The sequence below is a fragment of the Curtobacterium sp. VKM Ac-1395 genome (genome assembly GCF_015350975.1).
Lineage (GTDB): Bacteria > Actinomycetota > Actinomycetes > Actinomycetales > Microbacteriaceae > Curtobacterium.
In genome coordinates this window covers 15300-33344 of sequence record NZ_JADKRX010000009.1, presented here as the reverse complement: position 1 = coordinate 33344, position 18045 = coordinate 15300, and the positions used below count along the sequence as shown (strand labels likewise).

Below are 18045 nucleotides of genomic sequence, written 5' to 3'. Positions count from 1 at the left end.
GAGACTAGGCGCGCGCCGTGGACGGGGTGACCACCGGCCGGGAGGCTCGTGGCGGCGCCGCCACGGGCCTCCCGTCCGGTGCGGCTCAGCCGAGCAGCGCCGTGAGCTGCTCCACGACCAGGTCCGGTCGGGTGATGAACGGGTGGTGCCCGGTGGGCAGCTCGATGGAGCGCGTCGCGCGCGCCGCGTGCTCGCGCTGCAGCGCGACGGAGGTGCTGCGGTCGTCGGTGCACACGATCGCGGTGGAGTCGACGCCCTGCCAGCCGGCCCGGGTCGTCGGGGTGACGAAGGCGGCGGCGGACTGCGCGGTGACGCGTTCCCAGGCGGCCTGCTGGGTGGCGGTGTCGGCGTCCTGCAGGAACCGGGCACCGAAGGAATCGGCGTCGTACCCGCTGACGCCGAGCGTGCCGTCACCACGGTCCGCGATCGTGACGGGGTCCGACTCGCCGCTCATGATCCCGGCCTGGGCCTGCCCGACCGCGGGCAGGTACGACGACACGAGGACGAGGTGCCGGACGGCGGGGTGGTGTCCGGCCTCGGCGATGACGGTGCCGCCGTAGGAGTGCCCGACGACGATCGCGCCCACGTCCGGGTCGACGCCGTCGAGCGCTCGGCGGAGTGCGGCGGCGTCCTCGACCAGACCGCCCTCGGGCGTGCCGGACGCGATCCCGCCGAACTCCGCTTCGCCGCAGGACGGCAGAGCGACTGCGCGGCTGCGGATGCCGGTGGTCTCGTGCAGCAGGTCGGCGGTGGGCTGCCACCACCAGGCGCCGTCGCGGACCAGGGCGCCGTGCACGAAGAGGAGTTCCATGCGTCGACGCTACGACCGGGTGCGACCCGATGCGGGCCGGTTCGCCCACGGCGTGATCAGCCCCGGCGATCTACGGTGGGGACATGAGCAGGTTCCGGACGGTCCTCGTCGCCGTCGCCCTCGGCGTGTGCATCCCGCTCGGCGCGGTCGGGGTGGCCGTCGCGGCACACCCGGCGCTCGGGAACGCGCAGCCGAGCCCGACGATCACCGGGCCCCGCGCCGGCACCTCGGTCGTGACGATCGGCGACTCGATCATGGCCGGCTACGGCCTCGACGACACGTCGACGGCCTGGCCGGCGCTCCTCGCCGAGGCGGACCACGTGCGCGTGACGAACCTCGGGTGCAGCAGCGGCGGGTTCCTCGCGGTGGGGGCCTGCGGGACCGACTTCGCCGGTCTCATCACCCAGGCGACGGCGGCCCACCCGTCGATCGTCATCGTGCAGTCGACGGACAACGACATCGGCCAGAGCGCCGCGTCGATCGAGACCGCCACCGGAGCGACCGTGCGGGCCCTGCACGCGGCGCTGCCGAAGGCGCAGATCGTCGGCATGAACACGCTCTGGGACCAGCCGGGTGCCGTGCCGGCCGAGGTCGCCCAGAGCACCGCGAGCCTCCGTCGGGCCGTCCGCGCCGTGCACGGCACCTTCGTCGACATCGGCCAGCCGCTCAAGGGCCATGCCGCACTGCTGCAGGACGACAGCGAGCACCCCACCGTCGCCGGCCACCGCGTCCTGCTGAGGACCATCGTCAAGGACCTGCGGCGCGCCGGCGTCCACCTCTGAGTCGGGAGCGGAGTTGACTGGCCGCATGACCACGATCGCCATCATCGGTGCCGGCCGGGGCCTCGGTCTCGCCGTCGCCCGCCGGTTCGCCCGCGAGGGCTTCGCCGTCGCCCTCGTCGCCCGCAACCAGGGCCGCGTCGACGACCTCGCCGCCACCCTGCAGTCCGAGGGGCACACCGCCGCCGGGTACACCGCCGACGTCCGTGACGGCGACTCGATCCGCTCGGCCCTCGAACGTGCCAGCGCCGACCTCGGCCCGATCGAGGTGCTGCAGTACAGCCCGCTGCCGGCGAAGGAGTTCATGCGCCCGGTGCTCGAGACGACCGAAGCGGACCTCGTCGGGCCGATCGAGTTCTCGGTGTACGGCCCCGTCGCCGCCGCACGGCAGGTCATCCCCGGCATGCGGGCCATCGGCCACGGCACGCTCCTGTTCGTCAACGGCGGCAGTGCCGTGCGACCCGGCGCCCGGGTCACGGGCACCTCGGTCGCGTTCGCGGGGGAGAGCGCCTACGCCCAGCTCCTCCACGACGCGCTCGCCGCGGAGTCCATCCACGTCGGGCAGATCATCATCCCGTTCGGCATCGACGACGGCGACCCAGCGCACTCCGCCGAGTCCCTGGCTGACCGCCTCTGGTCGATACACGCCGATCGCGGCGAGTTCCGCGTCTACGCGGAGGCCCTGCCGTCCTGAGCAGGGACACTGGCACGAGAACACCGCGGCACCCTCGCCGCGGGCCCGGAGCACCACCGTCCCCGCGAGGAGCAGACGATGTCCGAGCACCACTCCACCGAGCACCCCTCCACTGACCAGACCACCGGGCGCCGCGCCCGTCTGGCGTACCTCATCACCTCGTACGGCGACGGGGTCCAGCTCGAACGGCTCGTCCGGACGCTGCGCACCACGGACCCGGGCGCCCCGGTCGTGGTCCAGCACGACGAGACCCACCACCCCGTCCGCCGCGACCCGCTCGAGGCGCTCGGCGTCCACGTGCTCGTCAGCCCCGAACGGATCGAGTGGGGTGACCTGACGCTCGAGCGGGCCCGGTGGCGGCTGTTCGGCTGGGTGCTGGACCACCTCGACGTGGACTGGGTGATGCTGCTGTCGGAGCAGGACTACCCCACGGCCCCGGCGTCCGTCCTGCACGGGCGCCTGCTCGATGCGACGGCGGCGTCGAGCAACGCCATCATCGAGTCCTGGCCGATCGACGAGGTCCCCGACCCGGGCATCCGCGCCGAGGCCCAGCAGCGCTACCGCTTCCAGTACACGAAGCTGCCGTCCGTCGACCTCGAGCGTCGGCTCCCAGCGCCGCTCGTCCGGGCGGTCCGCGCCGTCCGGGGCATCGCGATCCACCGGCTCCGCGTGCACCGGATGCCGGTGCGGATCTACGGCGCGAACGACGGGCTCGGCGTGCCGGCGCGGGTCGGTGTCCGGGCGCTCCGCACGCCCTTCACCCGGGACGCCCCCTGCTGGTACGACAACAGCTGGTTCGCGATCGACCGGCGTGCGATGCGCGCCGTCGTCGACCGGGTGCGCTCCGACCCGGCCCTCGTGCGCTACTTCGAGCGCACCATGATCCCGGTCGAGGCCGTCACACCGACGGTGATCGGCAACCACCCCGACCTGCGGACGGAGCACGCGAGCCTGCACAGCATCCGCTGGTCCGACCCGACCTCCGGGCGTCCGGACGAGTACACGGTCGAGGACGTGGCCGCGTTGCTGGACTCGGGGCTGCCGTTCGCCCGCAAGTTCGGTCCGGACCCGCGGGTGCTCGACCTGCTCGACGAGCACCTGCTGGCGCAGACGGAGGAGCGGTCGGCGTAGTCAGTCTGGTCGCCGGGCGAGCAGCGCGACGGGGTCGTGACGGCCGTCCGCGACGACCGCCCGGAAGGCGCGGACCAGCGGGACGCCCGCGTGCACCGTCGCCGGGGTCGACCACGCCAGGGCCGACGCGATCGCGGGGTACTCGGCGACCCGGACGAACCACGGGTCGCGGTGTCCGAGCGCCTCGAGGGCGATCGTGACCGGTCGCCCCTCGACGTCGGCACGCCATGCCACCCACGGTGCGACGGAGCCGTGCACCGCGGACTCCCCGGTGGCCGTCGGGGTGCTGACCTCGACGTCGGTGCACGGTGGCAGGCGCCAGGTGAACCCGCCGTACCCGGCGCCGACGCGGCCGTTGCTGCCGGGTCCGCCCAGCAGGACGTCCGTGTCGCCCGGGGTGCTGAAGGACGAGGTCGTGCGGAGCTCCCAGGCGTCGGGGCCGAGTGACCGGGTCGACGTCGTCCGGTCCTCGTGCAGGCGCGGTCGGCCGTCGGGTCCCCGCCACCACGCCTCGATGGTGTGCGTGTGGCCCTCGACGGTCTCCCGCTCGACCGAGACCGTGCCGTGGTCGTCACGCCAGACGTAGCCCTCGCCGTGGACGTAGGTGCGACCGCCCCAGCAGTTCACGCCGTCGACGTCGGGGATCGCGGGGCCGACGCCGCAGTGCCAGTCGTGGTCGGGCGGGTGGTGGGCGCTGACGACGACCCCGGCGAGCGTCCGCACGGGGTGCAGGTACGGCCGGGCGACCGAGGTCGGGATGGTCCCGGCGCCGTCGAGCACGGTCGCGACCTCGGTCGTGGTGCCGTCGGCGGTCGGGACGAGGAAGCGGTGCAGCACGTCGTCGCGGGTGGCATGTGCCCAGGGAGCGCCGACCTCGGAGAACAGGGCCAGCTCCTCGGCGGCCCGCTCGACCAGCGACTCGACGTCCTGGACCACCGGGTGCCGCGCTGGCCCCTCGCCGAGCCAGGTAACGAAGGGGTGGTCGATCTGCACCGGTTCCGTGGCGCGGACGGCTTCGAGCACCTCGACGAACGCGCCCGTCGACACCAGGGGGACGAGCAGGTCGGCGCCGGTGCGGCGGTGGTCGAGGAGGTCCTCGAGCAGGTCGGTGCGGCCGTGGTGCTGCGCGGGTGCGTCGAGCAGCGTGACGTCGTCGAGCGTGTAGTCGAACCGCGCGCTGCCGTCGGCGCCGGTGACCCGCACGGACGGCACGGTCTCCTCGGCGGCGCACAGGGTCAGCGCAGCCGTGGCCTCGCGTCCTGACGTCGTCGTCACACGGACCGTGGAGGTGTCGTCGCCCTCGATCGCGTTCGCCCGGTACAGCTCGACCTCGACGCGAGCGACGTCGGCGGCACGGCGGGCACCGACCACGGCCAGCGCGGTGGCGACGGCGTGGGCGAGGGGGTTCGTCACGACGCCGTCGAGCACGTCGACGCCGTGCAGCCGTCGACGGCCCGCCCAGGCGGACCGCTGCCAGTAGGCGTCCTCTCGGCGCCAGGTGCCGACGGCCGCCGCTGAGCGGACCGCGCCGACGACGTGGCCGTCCCGCAGGGCACCGAGTGCGTCGGACCCGAGGCTCTGGAACCCGACCTGGACGATGCGTCCGGTGCGCCGCTCGGCGTCGAGCAGCTCGGCCAGGGCCTGCCGGGTCGTCACCGGTGGCTTCTCGAGGAGCACGTCCGCACCGGCCTCGAGCGCCGCCAGGGTCAGCGGGAGGTGTGCGGCGATGGGCGCGGCCACGACGACGACGTCGACGGGACCGTGCGCGTGGGCGGCGGCGAGGTCGGCCACCACGGGGACGTCGCCGTCGGTCGGGCCGTCGAGCGCCGGGTCGAGGACCGCGGTGAGCGTGCAGCGTCCGGCGGCGACGAGCCGGTCGACGTTCGCGCGGTGGTGCAGGCCGTACCCGCGGGCACCGACGAGCACGATGCCGGGCAGTGCCGCCTCCGTCGTGTCCGCGTCGGAGCGCTCGGGTGTCACGCGGACGTCCCGGGGGACCCGCCCGTGCCGATCGTGATCCGGGTCCGTCCTGGCGCCCGACCGGTCACGAAGAGGTGCTCGCCGTCGGGGCGGTCGGTGCCGCCGAGGAAGGCGTAGTCCTGGCCCGGCGCGTAGAACGCCGGCTGCGCAGGCCCGGACCCGTTGCCCGGCCCGACGGTGACGACGTCGTCGCCCACGCGGTAGCTGCCGGTCCCGCTGACGAGCACCCGGTTGCCCTCGACGTCCAGCTCCATGCCGGTGACGGTACCCCCGGTGCGGAAGGACAGCTGCAGCGCCCACGGCACGTCGGCGCCGTCCACGTCGAGGTCGAGCACGACGGCGTCGGGCAGGACGGTCACGTCGACGGTGGTCGTCAGCGTGACGGTGTCCGCCGCCCGGTCGCCGAAGTCCATCGCGGCGGAGAAGCGGCCCTCGTCGCGCAGGTCGTACGCCCCGTCCGGGCGCCGAAGTGCGGGCGTGAGGGGCTGGTGGTAGCCGGCCTCGACGGACTCGGTGAGCCGGAAGCGCAGGACGTCGTCGGCGTCGTCGGCGCCGGACGGCAGGGTCGTGAGGGTCGTCGGGCGGAAGGGCCCCAGGCCGAAGAACTCGCGGGACAGCCGCACGTCGGACAGGACGACCTCACCGGCGAGCACCCGGAGGAACGTCGGGCTGTTCGCCAGGCCGGAGCGGACGTGGCCCTGCGTCGGGACGTCCGAGCCGGCGAACACGACGACGCTCCGGCGCGGTTCGCGGACGTGCACGAGTCGGGCGTCGGCGAAGTGGAGCACCTCGCGGGCCGGGGCGGCGGGGGCCTCCCGGTCGGGGAGCGGTCGACCGAGCAGCGGGTCCGTCATTGCCCGCGCGGCGACGGCACCCGGCTGCCACATGTCGAGCGTCACCGCACGCCGGGCGACAGCGGCGACGTCGGCGCGGTCGTCCTGCACGGCGACGTGCCAGAGCAGGGGTGCGAACGGGCCGATGCCGAACGGGCGGGACTGGTCCTGCCGGCGCGACTGCACGGTCTCGACGGTGTCGTCGGGCAGGAGCAGGGCGAGGACGGCGTCGATGCTCCGCCGGACCGGCTCGAGGAGCTCGGGCCGGTCGAGGACCTCGGCGAGCACCAGGAACGACGGGCAGGAGACGGCGACGGCGTAGTTCGGGCTGCGCTCGGACCACAGCCCGTCGGCGTCGATGTCCGCGCCCTCGGCCAGCCACTCCTCGATCCGGGCGACGAGCGCCGGGTCCGGGTGCAGGCGGTGGACCCGGGCCAGGGCGGCCGAGATCTCCCAGCGGTGGTTCGGCGTGTGCACGCCGCCGGTGCGCAGGGCAGGGGCGGCGCGGAGCACGATCCGGTCGAGGTCCCCGGCGAGGGCACCGGCGACGCCCGAGACGTCGCGGACGGGGGCGAGCAGCTCGAGGGCGTCGCAGCAGTCGTTGACCGTGAACGCGGAGTCCGGCGGCGACAGCACGTTGTCCCCGCCGACGAAGGTGCCGTGCTCCGACTGCCGGTCGGCGAGGTGCCGGACGTACCCGTGCGCGATGGTGAGGTCGGTCTCGTCGGCCTGCGCCGGGCCTCCCGTCCGGACCCACGCGCCCACCAGCGTGAGCGCGCGTGCCATCAGTTCCCGGTGCTGCAGCGTCGCCGGGTCGTCGGTGCTGGACCGCAGGTCCCGGACCGCGGTGTCGGCAGCCGGGCCGAGGGCCTCGAGGAAGGTCGGTCCCATCAGTCCTTCAGTCCCGCGTTGAGGTCGGCACCGTTCACGTACTTCTGGAACACCAGGTACAGGAGCAGCAGGGGCAGGATCGAGATGACCGAGGCACCGAGGAGCACGGTCCAGTTCACGTTCTCGGCCCCGACGATGCTCTGCAGGGCGATCTGGATCGTGAACTGGTGCGGGTCGTTCAGCACGAGCAGCGGCCAGATGTAGTCGTTCCAGCGCCACTGGAACGAGAAGATCGCCAGGGTCAGCATGATCGGGCGGGAGATCGGCAGCATGATGCGGACGAAGATGCCGAACTCGCTCGCGCCGTCGATCCGCGCGGCCTCGACGAGGTCGTCGGGGACCGTGAGGAAGAACTGGCGGAACATGAAGATGCCGGTCGCGGTGATCACCGACGGCACGATGATGCCGGCGAGCGAGTCGTACAGGCCGAGGTCGCGGATCACGATGAAGGTCGGGGCGAGGATGACCTCGGTGGGGAGCATCGTCGTCGCGAGGATGCAGACGAAAAACACCTTGAGCCACTTGTTGTCGTACTTGGCCAGGGCGTAGCCGGTGCAGGCGCTCGCCAGGACCGTCAGCACCGTCGTGACGAGGGCGACGATGATCGTGTTGCCGAAGTACCGGGCGAAGTCGAAGCTCGACCATGCCTCGGTGAACCCGGACACCGACCACTGCTTCGGCAGCAGGGTCAGCGGGTAGGAGAACAGCTCGCTGCCCGGCTTGAAGGCGCTGAGGACGAACCAGAGCACCGGGAAGCCGAACGCGATGATGAAGACCCAGAGCAGGGCGGTCGCGGCGATCGCCTTGCCGCGCGGGGTGCGGGTCCGGCTGGGGCCACCGGAGCGGCCGCTGCGCTTGGTCACCTGGTCGGTGACGGCGGCGGCGGTGGTCGCGGCGGCGACGCCGGCGGGGCTCGTGGCGGCTCCAGTGGTCGCGGCCGCGCCCGCGTGCGTCGACGGGAGGGTCGTGTCGGTCATCGGCGTGACTCCGTCCGGCGGTTCATGGCGAGCTGGATCAGCGCGATGGCCATGAGGATCAGCATGAGGACCATCGACGCGGCGCTCGCGTAGCCGATGTGGGCGTTCTGGAACCCGTTCGTGTAGATGTACTGCACGAGCAGGTTGTTGTCGGTGCCCGGACCGCCGTTGTTGAGCGCCTGGATCGTGGCGAACTCCTTGAACGCCCCGAGCGAGGACAGCAGCACCACGATGAACGAGGTCGGCGCGATGCTCGGCAGCGTGATGTAGCGGAACTGGTGCCACGCACCGGCGCCGTCGAGCGACGCGGCCTCGTAGTACGACTGCGGGACGTTGCGGATGGCGGCGACGAACAGCAGCATGTTGAACGCGGCGCCGGCCCACGCGGTGGCGAAGATCACCACGAGCAGGGACAGGTCGGCGTTCGACTGCCACGGCACGGCCTTCCCGCCGAGGGACTCGATGACGAAGTTCGCCAGGCCGAAGTTCTCGCCGAACATCCACCGCCAGATGACACCGGTGACGATGGGGGAGATCAGCCACGGGACGAAGAACACGATGCGGGCGACGCTCCGGCCCTTCGCGGCGGGGCTCGTGAGCATCAGGGCCATCGAGAGCGACAGCACGAAGCCGAGCGGGACGGCGACGACCGCGTAGATCAGGGTGCGGACCAGTGCGGCGTAGAAGGTGGAGTCGCCGAAGAGCTCGGTGTAGTTCTCCAGGCCGATGAACGTCGGGTCGCTCACGCCGTTGTAGTCGGTGAACGAGTAGCCGAGGCCGATGACGGCGGGCCACACGAAGAACACGACGAACAGCACGGCGTTGACGGCGACGAAGGCGATCGGCGCGAGGACCGGTCGGCTGACGCCGGAGCGGCGACGGCGTGGTCGGCCCGGCGTGCTCGACCGGGCTGGTCCGGGTGGGACGGCCGCGGTGGCGGTGACGTCACCCGCTGCGGTGCTGGTGCTCACGATGATCCTCTTCGTTCGTCGTGCCGGGGTGAGGGAGGGGCGGCCGCCGGACGCGGGCACCCGGAGGGGCGGCCGCCGGGTGCACGCACCCGGCGGCCGAGGTCGTCAGCCGACCTGTTCCTCGTAGTACTTCGTGATCGTGTCGAGCGTCTTCTTCGCCGACTGCTGCCCGTTGATGAGCTTGCCGACCTCGGTGGTGGTGGGGTCGGTGCCGAGTTCCTTGCCCTCGATCGCCCAGGTGGAGGCCTCGTTGGCGTAGGCACTCGAGATCGGGTCAGCGGCCTCGATCTCCTTCGTGTACAGCGCGAACGAGTCCTTGGCGGCCTGCGAGGTGAACGGGTAGTCGATGTCGAGCCCGTTCTCCACCGGCAGGAAGCCGTTGGTGGCGGAGAGCTTGGTGTAGTTCGCCGGCTCGTACATGTACTCGATGAACTTCTTCGCGGCGGCACCGCGGGCGTCGGAGTTGGCGAACCCGACGATGTTGCCGCCGTAGTTGATCTCCGTGGCGTGGGTCGGGTCGGCGGGGGTCGCGGCGCTCGCCCAGTCGAAGTCGACGTTCGACGCGAAGTCCGAGGTCTGCCAGACACCGGAGAAGTACGCGACGACCTGGCCGCTCTTGAACAGCGCGTTCGGGTCCTGCCCGCTGGCCCAGACGGACTTCGGCATCGTCTTGTCGTCGTTCATGTCGGCGAAGTCCTGCAGCGCGCCGACCATCTTCGCGTTGCTCTCGAACGAGCCGTCCTTCTGCTGCTCGAGGAAGGTCGTGCCCTTCGTGTACATGTACGCACGCAGTCGCGAGGGCGAGGCGTCGAACGTCAGGTCGTACTTCGCGCCGGTCTTCGCCTTGACCTCGTCGGCGGCCTTCAGGAACTCGTCCCAGGTCCACGCCTTCGCCGGGTCGGTCGGGTAGCTGACGCCCGCTTTCTCGAACAGCGACTTGTTCACGAACAGGCCCGCCGCGGTGATGTCGGACGGGATCGAGAGGACCTTGCCGTCCTTCGCCTTCGCGACGAGGTCCTGGTTGATGCCGGTGGCCTTCTTGTCGGTGATCGAGCTGAGGTCGACCGTCTGCGACGTCCAGATCGGGTCGATGGCGGCAGCACGGACCACGTCCGGCAGCGACTTCGCCTGGGCGGACTCGCGGAGCTTCGTCTGCAGGCCGTCGTACGGCAGGTTCACGATCCGCACGTTGACGCCCGACTCCTTCTCGTACGCGGTGGCCAGGTCCTGGTAGCCCTTCTCCTGCGCGGTCGAGGTCGACAGCCAGAACGTCAGCTTGTCCACCTTCCCGCCGTCGTCCCCGGAACCACCGGAGGCGCAGCCGGAGAGGAGCGCGAGGGCGGCGAGGCCGCCGGCGAGTGCGAGCACTCGTTTGGATGACTTCATCGTCACTGCTTTCGTTCGGGCCACGGGCTGTTCGCCGTGGACGAGCATTCGGGATGTCTCGGCCGAGGGTCCATTGTCTACACGACCCGGGGGCAGTTCGGCAAGCGCTTTCCCGCATTTGTCCTCACATCGGTGTCGGCCGGGAGGTTCGGCTCGCCCAGGCACGCGCGCTCGCTCCTCGACATGGCTGGTTCCGGCGTCGAGGCCGAGGAAACCGCTAGCCTGACGCCGGACGCGCACGGCAGCGCGCACCGGAGAGGACGCCGTCGTGTCGGACCGCAGCACCGCGACCCTGGCGGACGTCGCGCAGCGCGCCGGGGTCTCCCTCGCCACCGCGTCCCGTGCGCTGAACGGCAGCGCTCGTCGGGTGCGTCCGGAGTTCCTGGAGCGGGTGCACGTCGCGGCCCGCGAGCTGCACTACACCGCGAACGTGCAGGCCCAGGCGGTGGCCCGCGGCACGACGACCTCGTTGGCCCTCGTCGTCGGCGACATCGCCGACCCGTACTTCGCCGCGATCGCCGCCGGTGCGATCCGGGCCGCAGACGAGGCCGGGCTCGTCGTCACGATCACCTCGACCGGCGGGGACGCCTCCCGTGAGCGCGAGGTGCTCGACGTCGTCGCCGGCCTCCGCCCGCGCGCCGTGGTGCTCGCCGTCAGTCGGCACCTCGGTGGGAACGGGGACGCCGTCCGGGACGGCATCGCCGCCCTGGTCGCCGGGGGCGCCGGGGTCTCGGCGCTGGTGTCCGACGTGGACGGGGCCGCCGCCGGTGTCGAGGGCGTCCACGCCCTCGTCGTCCGGAACCTCAGCGGCGCCGCGGCCCTGGCGGGAGCGCTCGTCGAGCAGGGGCACCGGTCCTTCGCCGTGCTGGCGGGGGAGCCCGACCTCGTGACCGCGCACGCCCGGGTCGAGGGCTTCGTCGCCGGACTCGCCGCCCACGGCATCCGGCTCGACCACGGGGCCGTGGTGCCGTCGGCGTTCTCGCGGGACGGCGGCTACCAGGCCATGACCCAGCTGCTCGACGCGGGATCGCCGCCGCGGTGCGTGTTCGCCGTCACGGACCTGATGGCGGTCGGGGCGCTCACGGCGATCCGCGAGCGCGGCCTCGTCCCCGGCGTCGACATCGGTGTCGCGGGGTTCGACGACGTGCGGATGCTCGTCGACGTCGTGCCGGCGCTCAGCACCGTGCGGCTGCCGCTCGAGGAGATCGGCGCGCGGGCGGTCCGTCGGGCGCTCGGCACCGACGACGACGCGGACGACGTCGACGGCGAGGTCGTCCTGCGCGCGAGCACCGCGCGCTGACACCCCGGCCGGCACCTCGACCGACACCCCGACCGACACCTCGACCGACAGCCCGAGCGCCGCCCTGCCGACACCCCGGCCGCCGCCCTGCCGTCCCCGGCCCCGCGCGCTCGTCGACCGGTCGCAACACCCCGCTCGTGTGTCGTCCACCGGCCACAGCTCGTCGTCCCGCACGGGGTCGATCGACGAGTCGTGCCCGCTCGGCGGACGTGAGCGGGGTGTCATGACCGCTCGGTGCCCCGGGGATCCGGCCCGGCACTCCTGACCCGGCCTCCGCACGCGGCCGCCGACCTCGGGGCTGCGCTCCGAGCACGCCGTGGTGTACGGTGCCGGGCAAGCGCTTTCCGCACCGGCGGGAGCAGCTCGGCGAGCAAAGGAGCACGCGTTGACCACCCGCACCCTCGGCATCATCATGAACGGCGTCACGGGACGCATGGGCTACCGGCAGCACCTCGTCCGCTCGGTGCTCGCCATCCGGCAGGACGGCGGCGTGCTGCTGCCCGACGGCTCCCGGGTGCAGCTCGAACCGGTGCTCGTCGGCCGGAACGCCGGCAAGCTCGAGGAGATCGCCCGGCGCCACGGCCTGGAGCACTGGACGACGGACCTCGACGCCGCGCTCGCCGACCCGCGCTGGGACGTCTTCGCCGACTTCGCGGTCACGAGCGCCCGCACCGACGCCATCCGCCGGGCGATCGCCGCGGGCAAGGCGGTCTACACCGAGAAGCCGACCGCGGAGACCTCCGCCGAGGCCCTCGAGCTCGCCCGCCTGGCTGCCGAGGCCGGCGTACCGACCGGCGTCGTGCACGACAAGCTCTACCTGCCCGGCCTGCGCAAGCTCGCCCGGCTCATCGACTCCGGGTTCTTCGGCCGGGTGCTCTCGGTCCGCGGCGAGTTCGGCTACTGGGTCTTCGAGGGGGACTGGCAGGACGCCCAGCGCCCGAGCTGGAACTACCGCAGCGAGGACGGCGGCGGCATCGTCGTCGACATGTTCCCGCACTGGAACTACGTCCTCGAGCAGCTGTTCGGCCGCGTCGAGTCGGTGTACGCCCGCGCCGTCACGCACATCCCCGAGCGCACCGACGAGCAGGGCCGCGCCTACCCGGCCACCGCGGACGACGCCGCGTACGGGGTGTTCGACCTGGCCGGTGGGATCACCGCGCAGATCAACTCGAGCTGGGCCGTGCGGGTGGACCGGGACGAGCTCGTCGAGTTCCAGGTCGACGGCACCCACGGCAGCGCCGTCGTCGGGCTGTTCGGCTGCCGGGTCCAGCCGCGGACGACGACGCCGAAGCCGGTGTGGAACCCGGACCTGCGCGACGACCGCGACTACCGCGGGCAGTGGCTCGAGGTCCCCGACAACGACGAGTACGGCAACGGGTTCCGCGCGCAGTGGGAGGACTTCGTGCGCGACCTCGTCGCCGGCCGCCCGCACCCGTACGACCTGCTCTCCGGTGCCCGCGGTGTCGCGCTCGCCGAGGCCGGCCTCGTGTCCTCGCGCGAGGGCCGCCGCGTCGACCTGCCCGAACTCCACCTGCCCGAGCCGCACCGGACGGACGACCGGACCGACGACCGGACGGACGACCGGACCGACGACCGGACGGACGACCGGACCGACGACCGGACGGACGACCGGACCGGCGACCGGACCGGCGACCGGACCGACGGCACCCCCGCCGGAACCGACCCGAGCCTCCAGGCGGTCTCCGCATGACGGACCTGACCCTGCTCGCCGCCGACGGCACCACCACGACGGTGCCCCTGCAGCCCGCACCCACGTGGACCAGGCCCGACGGCCCGCTGACCGAGCGCGTCGTGTACGCCGCCGCCCACGTCGTGCCCCGCGTCGGGTCCGACACCACGCCCGGCGCCCCGGCCGACCTCGACTGGGACAGCACCCTGGCCTTCCGGCACCACCTGTGGTCCTGGGGCCTCGGCGTCGCCGACGCGATGGACACGGCGCAGCGCAACATGGGCCTCGACCCGGCCGCGACCCGCGAGCTCGTCATCCGCAGCGCCGCCGAGGCCGCGAGCGTCGGCGGTCGGATCGTCGTCGGGGTGAACACCGACGACCTGGCGTCCGAGGACGCCAGCCTCGACGCGATCGTCGACGCCTACGTCCGCCAGCTCCACCACGCCGAGGACGCCGGCGCCGGCGTGGTCCTGATGGCGAGCCGCCACCTCGCGCGCGCCGCGTCCGGACCAGACGACTACCGCTCGGTCTACGAGCGGGTCATCGCGCGCGCCGGGGCACCCGTCGTCCTGCACTGGCTCGGTGCCGCCTTCGACCCGGCGCTCGCCGGCTACTTCGGCGACGAGCGGTCGGCACCCGAGACGGTGCTCGCGGTGATGCGTGACGCGGGCGAGCGGGTCAGCGGGATCAAGATGAGCCTGCTCGACGCGTCGGCCGAGGTCGCCCTCCGTGCCCGTCTGCCCGAGGGCACCCGCATGTACACGGGCGACGACTTCCACTACGTCGACCTCATCGCCGGCGACGGGTCCGCGCACTCGGACGCGCTGCTCGGTGCCTTCGCCGCCGTCGGACCCGCCGCGTCCGCCGCGGTCCGTGCCCTGCCGGACGAGGCCGCCTTCCGCGCCGTCCTCGGCCCGACCGAGGCCCTCGCGCGCCATGTCTTCGCCGCCCCGACGTGGTTCTACAAGACCGGGATCGCGTTCCTGGCCTGGCTGAACGGTCACCAGTCGTCACCCGCGATGGTCGGCGGGCTGCACGCGGGCCGCAGCCTGCCGCACCTGTCGGAGACGGTCCGGCTCGCCAACGCCTGCGGTGCGCTCGAACACCCGGAGGCCGCGGCCGAGCGCTGGCACGCGCTGCTCGCACTGCACGGTGTGGACCGGCGCGTCACGTCGGTCCGTGGTGCACAGCCGGCCAGGAGGCCCGGTTCGGCCGCCGACGCCGCTCCCGTCCCCGAGTCGGTCGCGTGAGCGCCCCGGCTCCGGCCCGTCCCGCGGCAGCCGTCGGCGCGGCCCGCCACGCGGCAGCCGTCGGCGCGGCCCGGCTCTCGGTCAACCAGGCGACGGTGAAGCACGCCTCCCTGGCCGAGGCCATCGCGGCGGTGACCGCGGCGGGCGTCGAGGCGATCGGCACCTGGCGCGAACCCGTCGCCGACGTCGGGCTCGACGAGGCCGTGCGGATGGTCCGTGACTCCGGGCTCCGCGTGTCGACGCACTGCCGCGGCGGGTTCTTCACCCTCGCCGACGGGGCCGAGCGCCGACTGGCCATGGACGACAACCGCCGCGCCATCGACGAGACAGCGGCGTTGGCCGGTGCCGGCGCACCCGGGTCCCGACCCGTGCTGGTCCTCGTCGCCGGGGGACTGCCCAGCGGCTCGAAGGACCTCGGTGCCGCCCGCGCCCGGGTCGCCGACGCCCTGACCGAGCTCGTGCCGCACGCCCTCGACGCCGGGGTCCAGCTCGCCGTGGAGCCCCTGCACCCGATGTACGCGGCCGACCGTGCCGTGGTCTCCACCCTCGCGCAGGCCCTCGACCTGGCCGCACCCTTCCCCGCCGAGGCGGTCGGCGTCGCCGTCGACACCTTCCACGTCTGGTGGGACCCGGCGCTCGAGTCGTCGATCGCCCGCGCCGGTGCCGCCGGACGGATCGCGACGTACCAGGTGTGCGACTGGGTGACCCCGCTCGCTGCCGACCCCCTGCTCTCGCGGGGGTACCCGGGCGACGGGCACATCGACTTCGGCCCGATCGGTGCGGCGGTCGCCGCTGCCGGGTACACCGGAGACGTGGAGGTCGAGATCTTCAACCAGTCCGTGTGGGACACCGCGCCCGCCGTCGTCGTCGACCGTGTCGTGCGGAGCGTCGCCGCCCACGTCCCGCTGGGGTCCGCATGAGCGCCGTGCTCCGGTACCGGGGCCCCGCGACCACCTGGACCGATGCACTCCCCGTCGGCAACGGCCTGCTCGGGGCGATGTGCCACGGCGGTGCGCTCGCCGACCGCGTCGGCGTCAACGACGGGTCCGCGTGGTCGGGCACCGTCGAGACCGAACACGTCGACCCGCTCGACCCGCAGACCGTCCGGGCAGCGCTCGCCGACTCCCGCGCCGCGATCGCCGAGCAGCGGTTCGACGACGCCGCCGACGCGCTCCGCCGGGTGCAGCACCGGCACACGCAGGCGTACGTGCCGTTCGTCGACCTGCTCGTGACGACCACGCCCGACGGAGACGGCTCCGTGCAGGACCACGAACGGACGCTGGAGCTCCCGACCGCCACCGCGACGACGTCCTTCGTGCTCGACGGCCAGCCCGTCCGCACCGCGACCTGGGCGTCCTGGCCCCACCGGGTGCTCGTGCACGAGCTGGTGTTCCCGGACTCCGGCGTGGGGACGGTGGACGTGTCGCTCGAGACGCTGTTGCACGCGCCGCTCGACGGGTCGTCCGGTGCCGGGGCTGCTGCCGGTGCGGCGGCGTCCGGACCGGGTGACGCGGTGCTGCTCGTCCGGCTGCCGAGCGACGTCTGGCCGCCCCACGACGGCGACGTGCCGGACCCGGTGCGCTGGGACGGTCCCGCCCTCGAGGGCGCTGCGGTGCTCCGGGTGGTCGACGAGCACGATCGTCCGCTCACCACCGACGCTGCTTCCGGCCCCGAACGCGTCCGTGTGCCGGCCCGGGGGACGGTCCGGATCGTCCTCGCCACGGCGACGACCGCCCAAGGGGCCGGCCGCGCGCCGTCGGGCACCGCTGCCGACGCCGCCTCGGTCGCGGCCGGACTCGTGGACACCGCGATCGCGACCGGCATCGACCGGGTCCGCGACGAACAGCGAGCCGACCACGCCACGCTGTACGACCGGTTCACCCTGACGCTGCCGGAGGGCGACCACGCCGACCACGCCACCCTGATGACGGACGAGCGCCTCGCCCGGGTCGCCGCCGACGGCATCGCCACGGACCCCGGTCTCGCGGCGCTCCTCGTGGCGTACGGCCGGTACCTCCTCATCTGCTCGTCCCGCCCCGGTGGCCTGCCCGCGACGCTGCAGGGGATCTGGAACGCCGCACTCCGGCCGCCGTGGAGCGCGAACTACACCACGAACGTCAACCTCGAGATGGCGTACTGGCCCGCCGAGGTCACCGCGCTGCCCGAGACCGTCGAGCCGCTCGTCACGCTGGTCCAGGCCGTCGCCCGCAGCGGGGAGCAGACCGCGGCCCGGCTGTACGACGCTCCCGGGTGGGTGGCGCACCACAACACCGATGCCTGGGGGTACACCCAGCCCATCGGCGAGGGCCAGCACGACCCCGCGTACGCGTTCTGGCCGATGGGTGCGCTCTGGTTGCTCGACCCGCTGATCGCGCACGCCGACCACGGTGCCGACGACGCCTACGTCACCGACGTGCTGCTGCCGCTCGTGGCCGGTGCGCTCGCGTTCGTCGACGCCTGGCTCGTCACCGGCGACGACGGTCTCCCGCACACGGTCCCCTCGACCTCGCCGGAGAACCACTTCGTCACCGCGACGGGTGCCCCCGGGTCGGTCGACACGGACTCGGCGATGGACCTCGCGCTCATCGGCATGACGGTGTCCGCGTACCGGAGGCTCAGCGACCGGGTCGGCCTCGTGCCCGACCCGCGACTGGCGGCGCTCGCCGACGCCCTGCCGCCGATCGAGCCCGGCACCGACGGAGCCGTGCCGGAGTGGCGTGCCGACCGCGGGCACGCCGAGCCGGGGCACCGCCACGTGTCCTCGCTCGTCGCGGCGTACCCGGGCACCGAACCGCTCGACGAGTCGATGGCCGCCGCGGTCGCCCGGACGCTCGACGCCCGCGGCGACGACTCCACCGGGTGGTCGCTGGCGTGGAAGCTCGCGCTCCGTGCCCGGCTCGGGGACACCGCCGCGATCGGCAGGCTCCTGCCGCTCGTGTTCCGCACCATGGACGGGGTCGACGACGAGGGGCAGCGTGGCGGTCTCTACCGCAACCTGTTCGCCGCGCACCCGCCGTTCCAGATCGACGGCAACCTCGGCGTCGTCGCCGCCGTGGCCGAGATGCTCGTGCAGTCCCACCGCGGTCGTCTCGACCTGCTCCCCGCCGTGCCCGAGGTCTTCGCGCACGGGTCCGTCCGTGGGCTCGTCGCCCGGCCCGGCATCGACGTCGACGTGACCTGGGGCGCCGTGGGGCACGACGGCGCCGAACTGGTCGAGGCCGGCCTGCGGGCACGCACCCCGCGGGCGCTGGGTAGCCACGTGGTGCGTCACGGCGGACGCGAGGTCCTGGTGCGGCTCGACGAGGTCGGTGTCCGCGTCCCGGTGCTGTTCGACGCCGACTGAGCGCCGACC

The 18045-nt window shown here is 73.3% G+C and carries 14 protein-coding genes; 8 read left to right on the top strand and 6 right to left on the bottom strand.

Annotated elements, in window-relative coordinates; translation table 11 throughout:
* Window positions 1-85: 85 nt before the first annotated feature.
* A complete protein-coding gene (locus ITJ68_RS17455; protein WP_194663188.1) occupies window positions 86-811 on the bottom strand; it encodes an alpha/beta fold hydrolase in 726 nt (241 codons plus the stop codon).
* An 83-nt stretch (window positions 812-894) separates the two neighbouring features.
* On the opposite strand from ITJ68_RS17455, the gene ITJ68_RS17450 reads away from it, so the two are divergent.
* The 3 genes from ITJ68_RS17450 to ITJ68_RS17440 all read left to right on the top strand — a co-directional run bounded on the left by ITJ68_RS17450 (window position 895) and on the right by ITJ68_RS17440 (window position 3415).
* Window positions 895-1593, top strand: coding sequence for an SGNH/GDSL hydrolase family protein (locus ITJ68_RS17450; protein ID WP_194663187.1), 699 nt, complete (start codon window positions 895-897; stop codon window positions 1591-1593).
* Between the two features lie 25 nt (window positions 1594-1618).
* Window positions 1619-2284: an SDR family NAD(P)-dependent oxidoreductase gene (locus ITJ68_RS17445; protein WP_194663185.1), complete on the top strand. Its 666-nt coding sequence runs from the start codon at window positions 1619-1621 to the stop codon at window positions 2282-2284.
* Between the two features lie 78 nt (window positions 2285-2362).
* Complete coding sequence (locus ITJ68_RS17440; RefSeq protein ID WP_194663182.1) at window positions 2363-3415, top strand: hypothetical protein; 1053 nt, start codon at window positions 2363-2365, stop codon at window positions 3413-3415.
* On the opposite strand, the gene ITJ68_RS17435 is transcribed toward ITJ68_RS17440, so the two are convergent.
* The 5 genes from ITJ68_RS17435 to ITJ68_RS17415 all read right to left on the bottom strand — a co-directional run bounded on the left by ITJ68_RS17435 (window position 3416) and on the right by ITJ68_RS17415 (window position 10453).
* A complete protein-coding gene (locus ITJ68_RS17435; protein WP_194663180.1) occupies window positions 3416-5395 on the bottom strand; it encodes a DUF6807 family protein in 1980 nt (659 codons plus the stop codon).
* Entirely contained in the window at window positions 5392-7119 is a 1728-nt protein-coding gene (locus ITJ68_RS17430; protein WP_194663178.1) for a hypothetical protein, read from the bottom strand. The genes ITJ68_RS17435 and ITJ68_RS17430 overlap by 4 nt, the downstream gene beginning before the upstream one ends.
* On the bottom strand, window positions 7119-8096 hold the full coding sequence (locus ITJ68_RS17425) for a carbohydrate ABC transporter permease (RefSeq protein ID WP_228506010.1): 978 nt from the start codon (window positions 8094-8096) through the stop codon (window positions 7119-7121). The genes ITJ68_RS17430 and ITJ68_RS17425 overlap by 1 nt, the downstream gene beginning before the upstream one ends.
* Complete coding sequence (locus ITJ68_RS17420; protein ID WP_268096876.1) at window positions 8093-9067, bottom strand: carbohydrate ABC transporter permease; 975 nt, start codon at window positions 9065-9067, stop codon at window positions 8093-8095. The genes ITJ68_RS17425 and ITJ68_RS17420 overlap by 4 nt, the downstream gene beginning before the upstream one ends.
* Window positions 9068-9172: 105 nt before the next feature.
* Window positions 9173-10453 carry an extracellular solute-binding protein gene (locus tag ITJ68_RS17415; RefSeq protein WP_194663176.1) on the bottom strand — a complete coding sequence of 427 codons (1281 nt, stop codon included), beginning with the start codon at window positions 10451-10453 and terminating at the stop codon, window positions 9173-9175.
* Between the two features lie 268 nt (window positions 10454-10721).
* On the opposite strand from ITJ68_RS17415, the gene ITJ68_RS17410 reads away from it, so the two are divergent.
* The 5 genes from ITJ68_RS17410 to ITJ68_RS17390 all read left to right on the top strand — a co-directional run bounded on the left by ITJ68_RS17410 (window position 10722) and on the right by ITJ68_RS17390 (window position 18036).
* The gene (locus ITJ68_RS17410; RefSeq protein WP_194663174.1) at window positions 10722-11753 is read left to right on the top strand and encodes a LacI family DNA-binding transcriptional regulator; all 1032 of its coding nucleotides are present in this window, start codon (window positions 10722-10724) and stop codon (window positions 11751-11753) included.
* A 412-nt stretch (window positions 11754-12165) separates the two neighbouring features.
* Window positions 12166-13464, top strand: a complete 1299-nt coding sequence (locus ITJ68_RS17405; RefSeq protein ID WP_228506023.1) for a Gfo/Idh/MocA family protein — start codon at window positions 12166-12168, stop codon at window positions 13462-13464.
* Window positions 13461-14693: a DUF993 family protein gene (locus tag ITJ68_RS17400; RefSeq protein WP_194663172.1), complete on the top strand. Its 1233-nt coding sequence runs from the start codon at window positions 13461-13463 to the stop codon at window positions 14691-14693. Before ITJ68_RS17405 ends, ITJ68_RS17400 begins: the two co-directional genes overlap by 4 nt.
* Window positions 14690-15613: a sugar phosphate isomerase/epimerase family protein gene (locus tag ITJ68_RS17395; RefSeq protein ID WP_194663170.1), complete on the top strand. Its 924-nt coding sequence runs from the start codon at window positions 14690-14692 to the stop codon at window positions 15611-15613. The genes ITJ68_RS17400 and ITJ68_RS17395 overlap by 4 nt, the downstream gene beginning before the upstream one ends.
* Complete coding sequence (locus tag ITJ68_RS17390) at window positions 15610-18036, top strand: glycosyl hydrolase family 95 catalytic domain-containing protein (protein ID WP_194663168.1); 2427 nt, start codon at window positions 15610-15612, stop codon at window positions 18034-18036. The genes ITJ68_RS17395 and ITJ68_RS17390 overlap by 4 nt, the downstream gene beginning before the upstream one ends.
* The last annotated feature ends 9 nt before the right edge of the window (window positions 18037-18045 follow it).

Excerpts from the sequence above, each read along its gene's own strand:
- ITJ68_RS17455 (WP_194663188.1), bottom strand. The coding sequence starts at position 811 with ATGGAACTCCTCTTCGTGCACGGCGCCCTGGTCCGCGACGGCGCCTGG.
- ITJ68_RS17450 (WP_194663187.1), top strand. The coding sequence starts at position 895 with ATGAGCAGGTTCCGGACGGTCCTCGTCGCCGTCGCCCTCGGCGTGTGC.
- ITJ68_RS17445 (WP_194663185.1), top strand. The coding sequence starts at position 1,619 with ATGACCACGATCGCCATCATCGGTGCCGGCCGGGGCCTCGGTCTCGCC.
- ITJ68_RS17440 (WP_194663182.1), top strand. The coding sequence starts at position 2,363 with ATGTCCGAGCACCACTCCACCGAGCACCCCTCCACTGACCAGACCACC.
- ITJ68_RS17430 (WP_194663178.1), bottom strand. The coding sequence starts at position 7,119 with ATGGGACCGACCTTCCTCGAGGCCCTCGGCCCGGCTGCCGACACCGCG.
- ITJ68_RS17425 (WP_228506010.1), bottom strand. The coding sequence starts at position 8,096 with ATGACCGACACGACCCTCCCGTCGACGCACGCGGGCGCGGCCGCGACC.
- ITJ68_RS17415 (WP_194663176.1), bottom strand. The coding sequence starts at position 10,453 with ATGAAGTCATCCAAACGAGTGCTCGCACTCGCCGGCGGCCTCGCCGCC.
- ITJ68_RS17405 (WP_228506023.1), top strand. The coding sequence starts at position 12,166 with ATGAACGGCGTCACGGGACGCATGGGCTACCGGCAGCACCTCGTCCGC.
- ITJ68_RS17400 (WP_194663172.1), top strand. The coding sequence starts at position 13,461 with ATGACGGACCTGACCCTGCTCGCCGCCGACGGCACCACCACGACGGTG.
- ITJ68_RS17390 (WP_194663168.1), top strand. The coding sequence starts at position 15,610 with ATGAGCGCCGTGCTCCGGTACCGGGGCCCCGCGACCACCTGGACCGAT.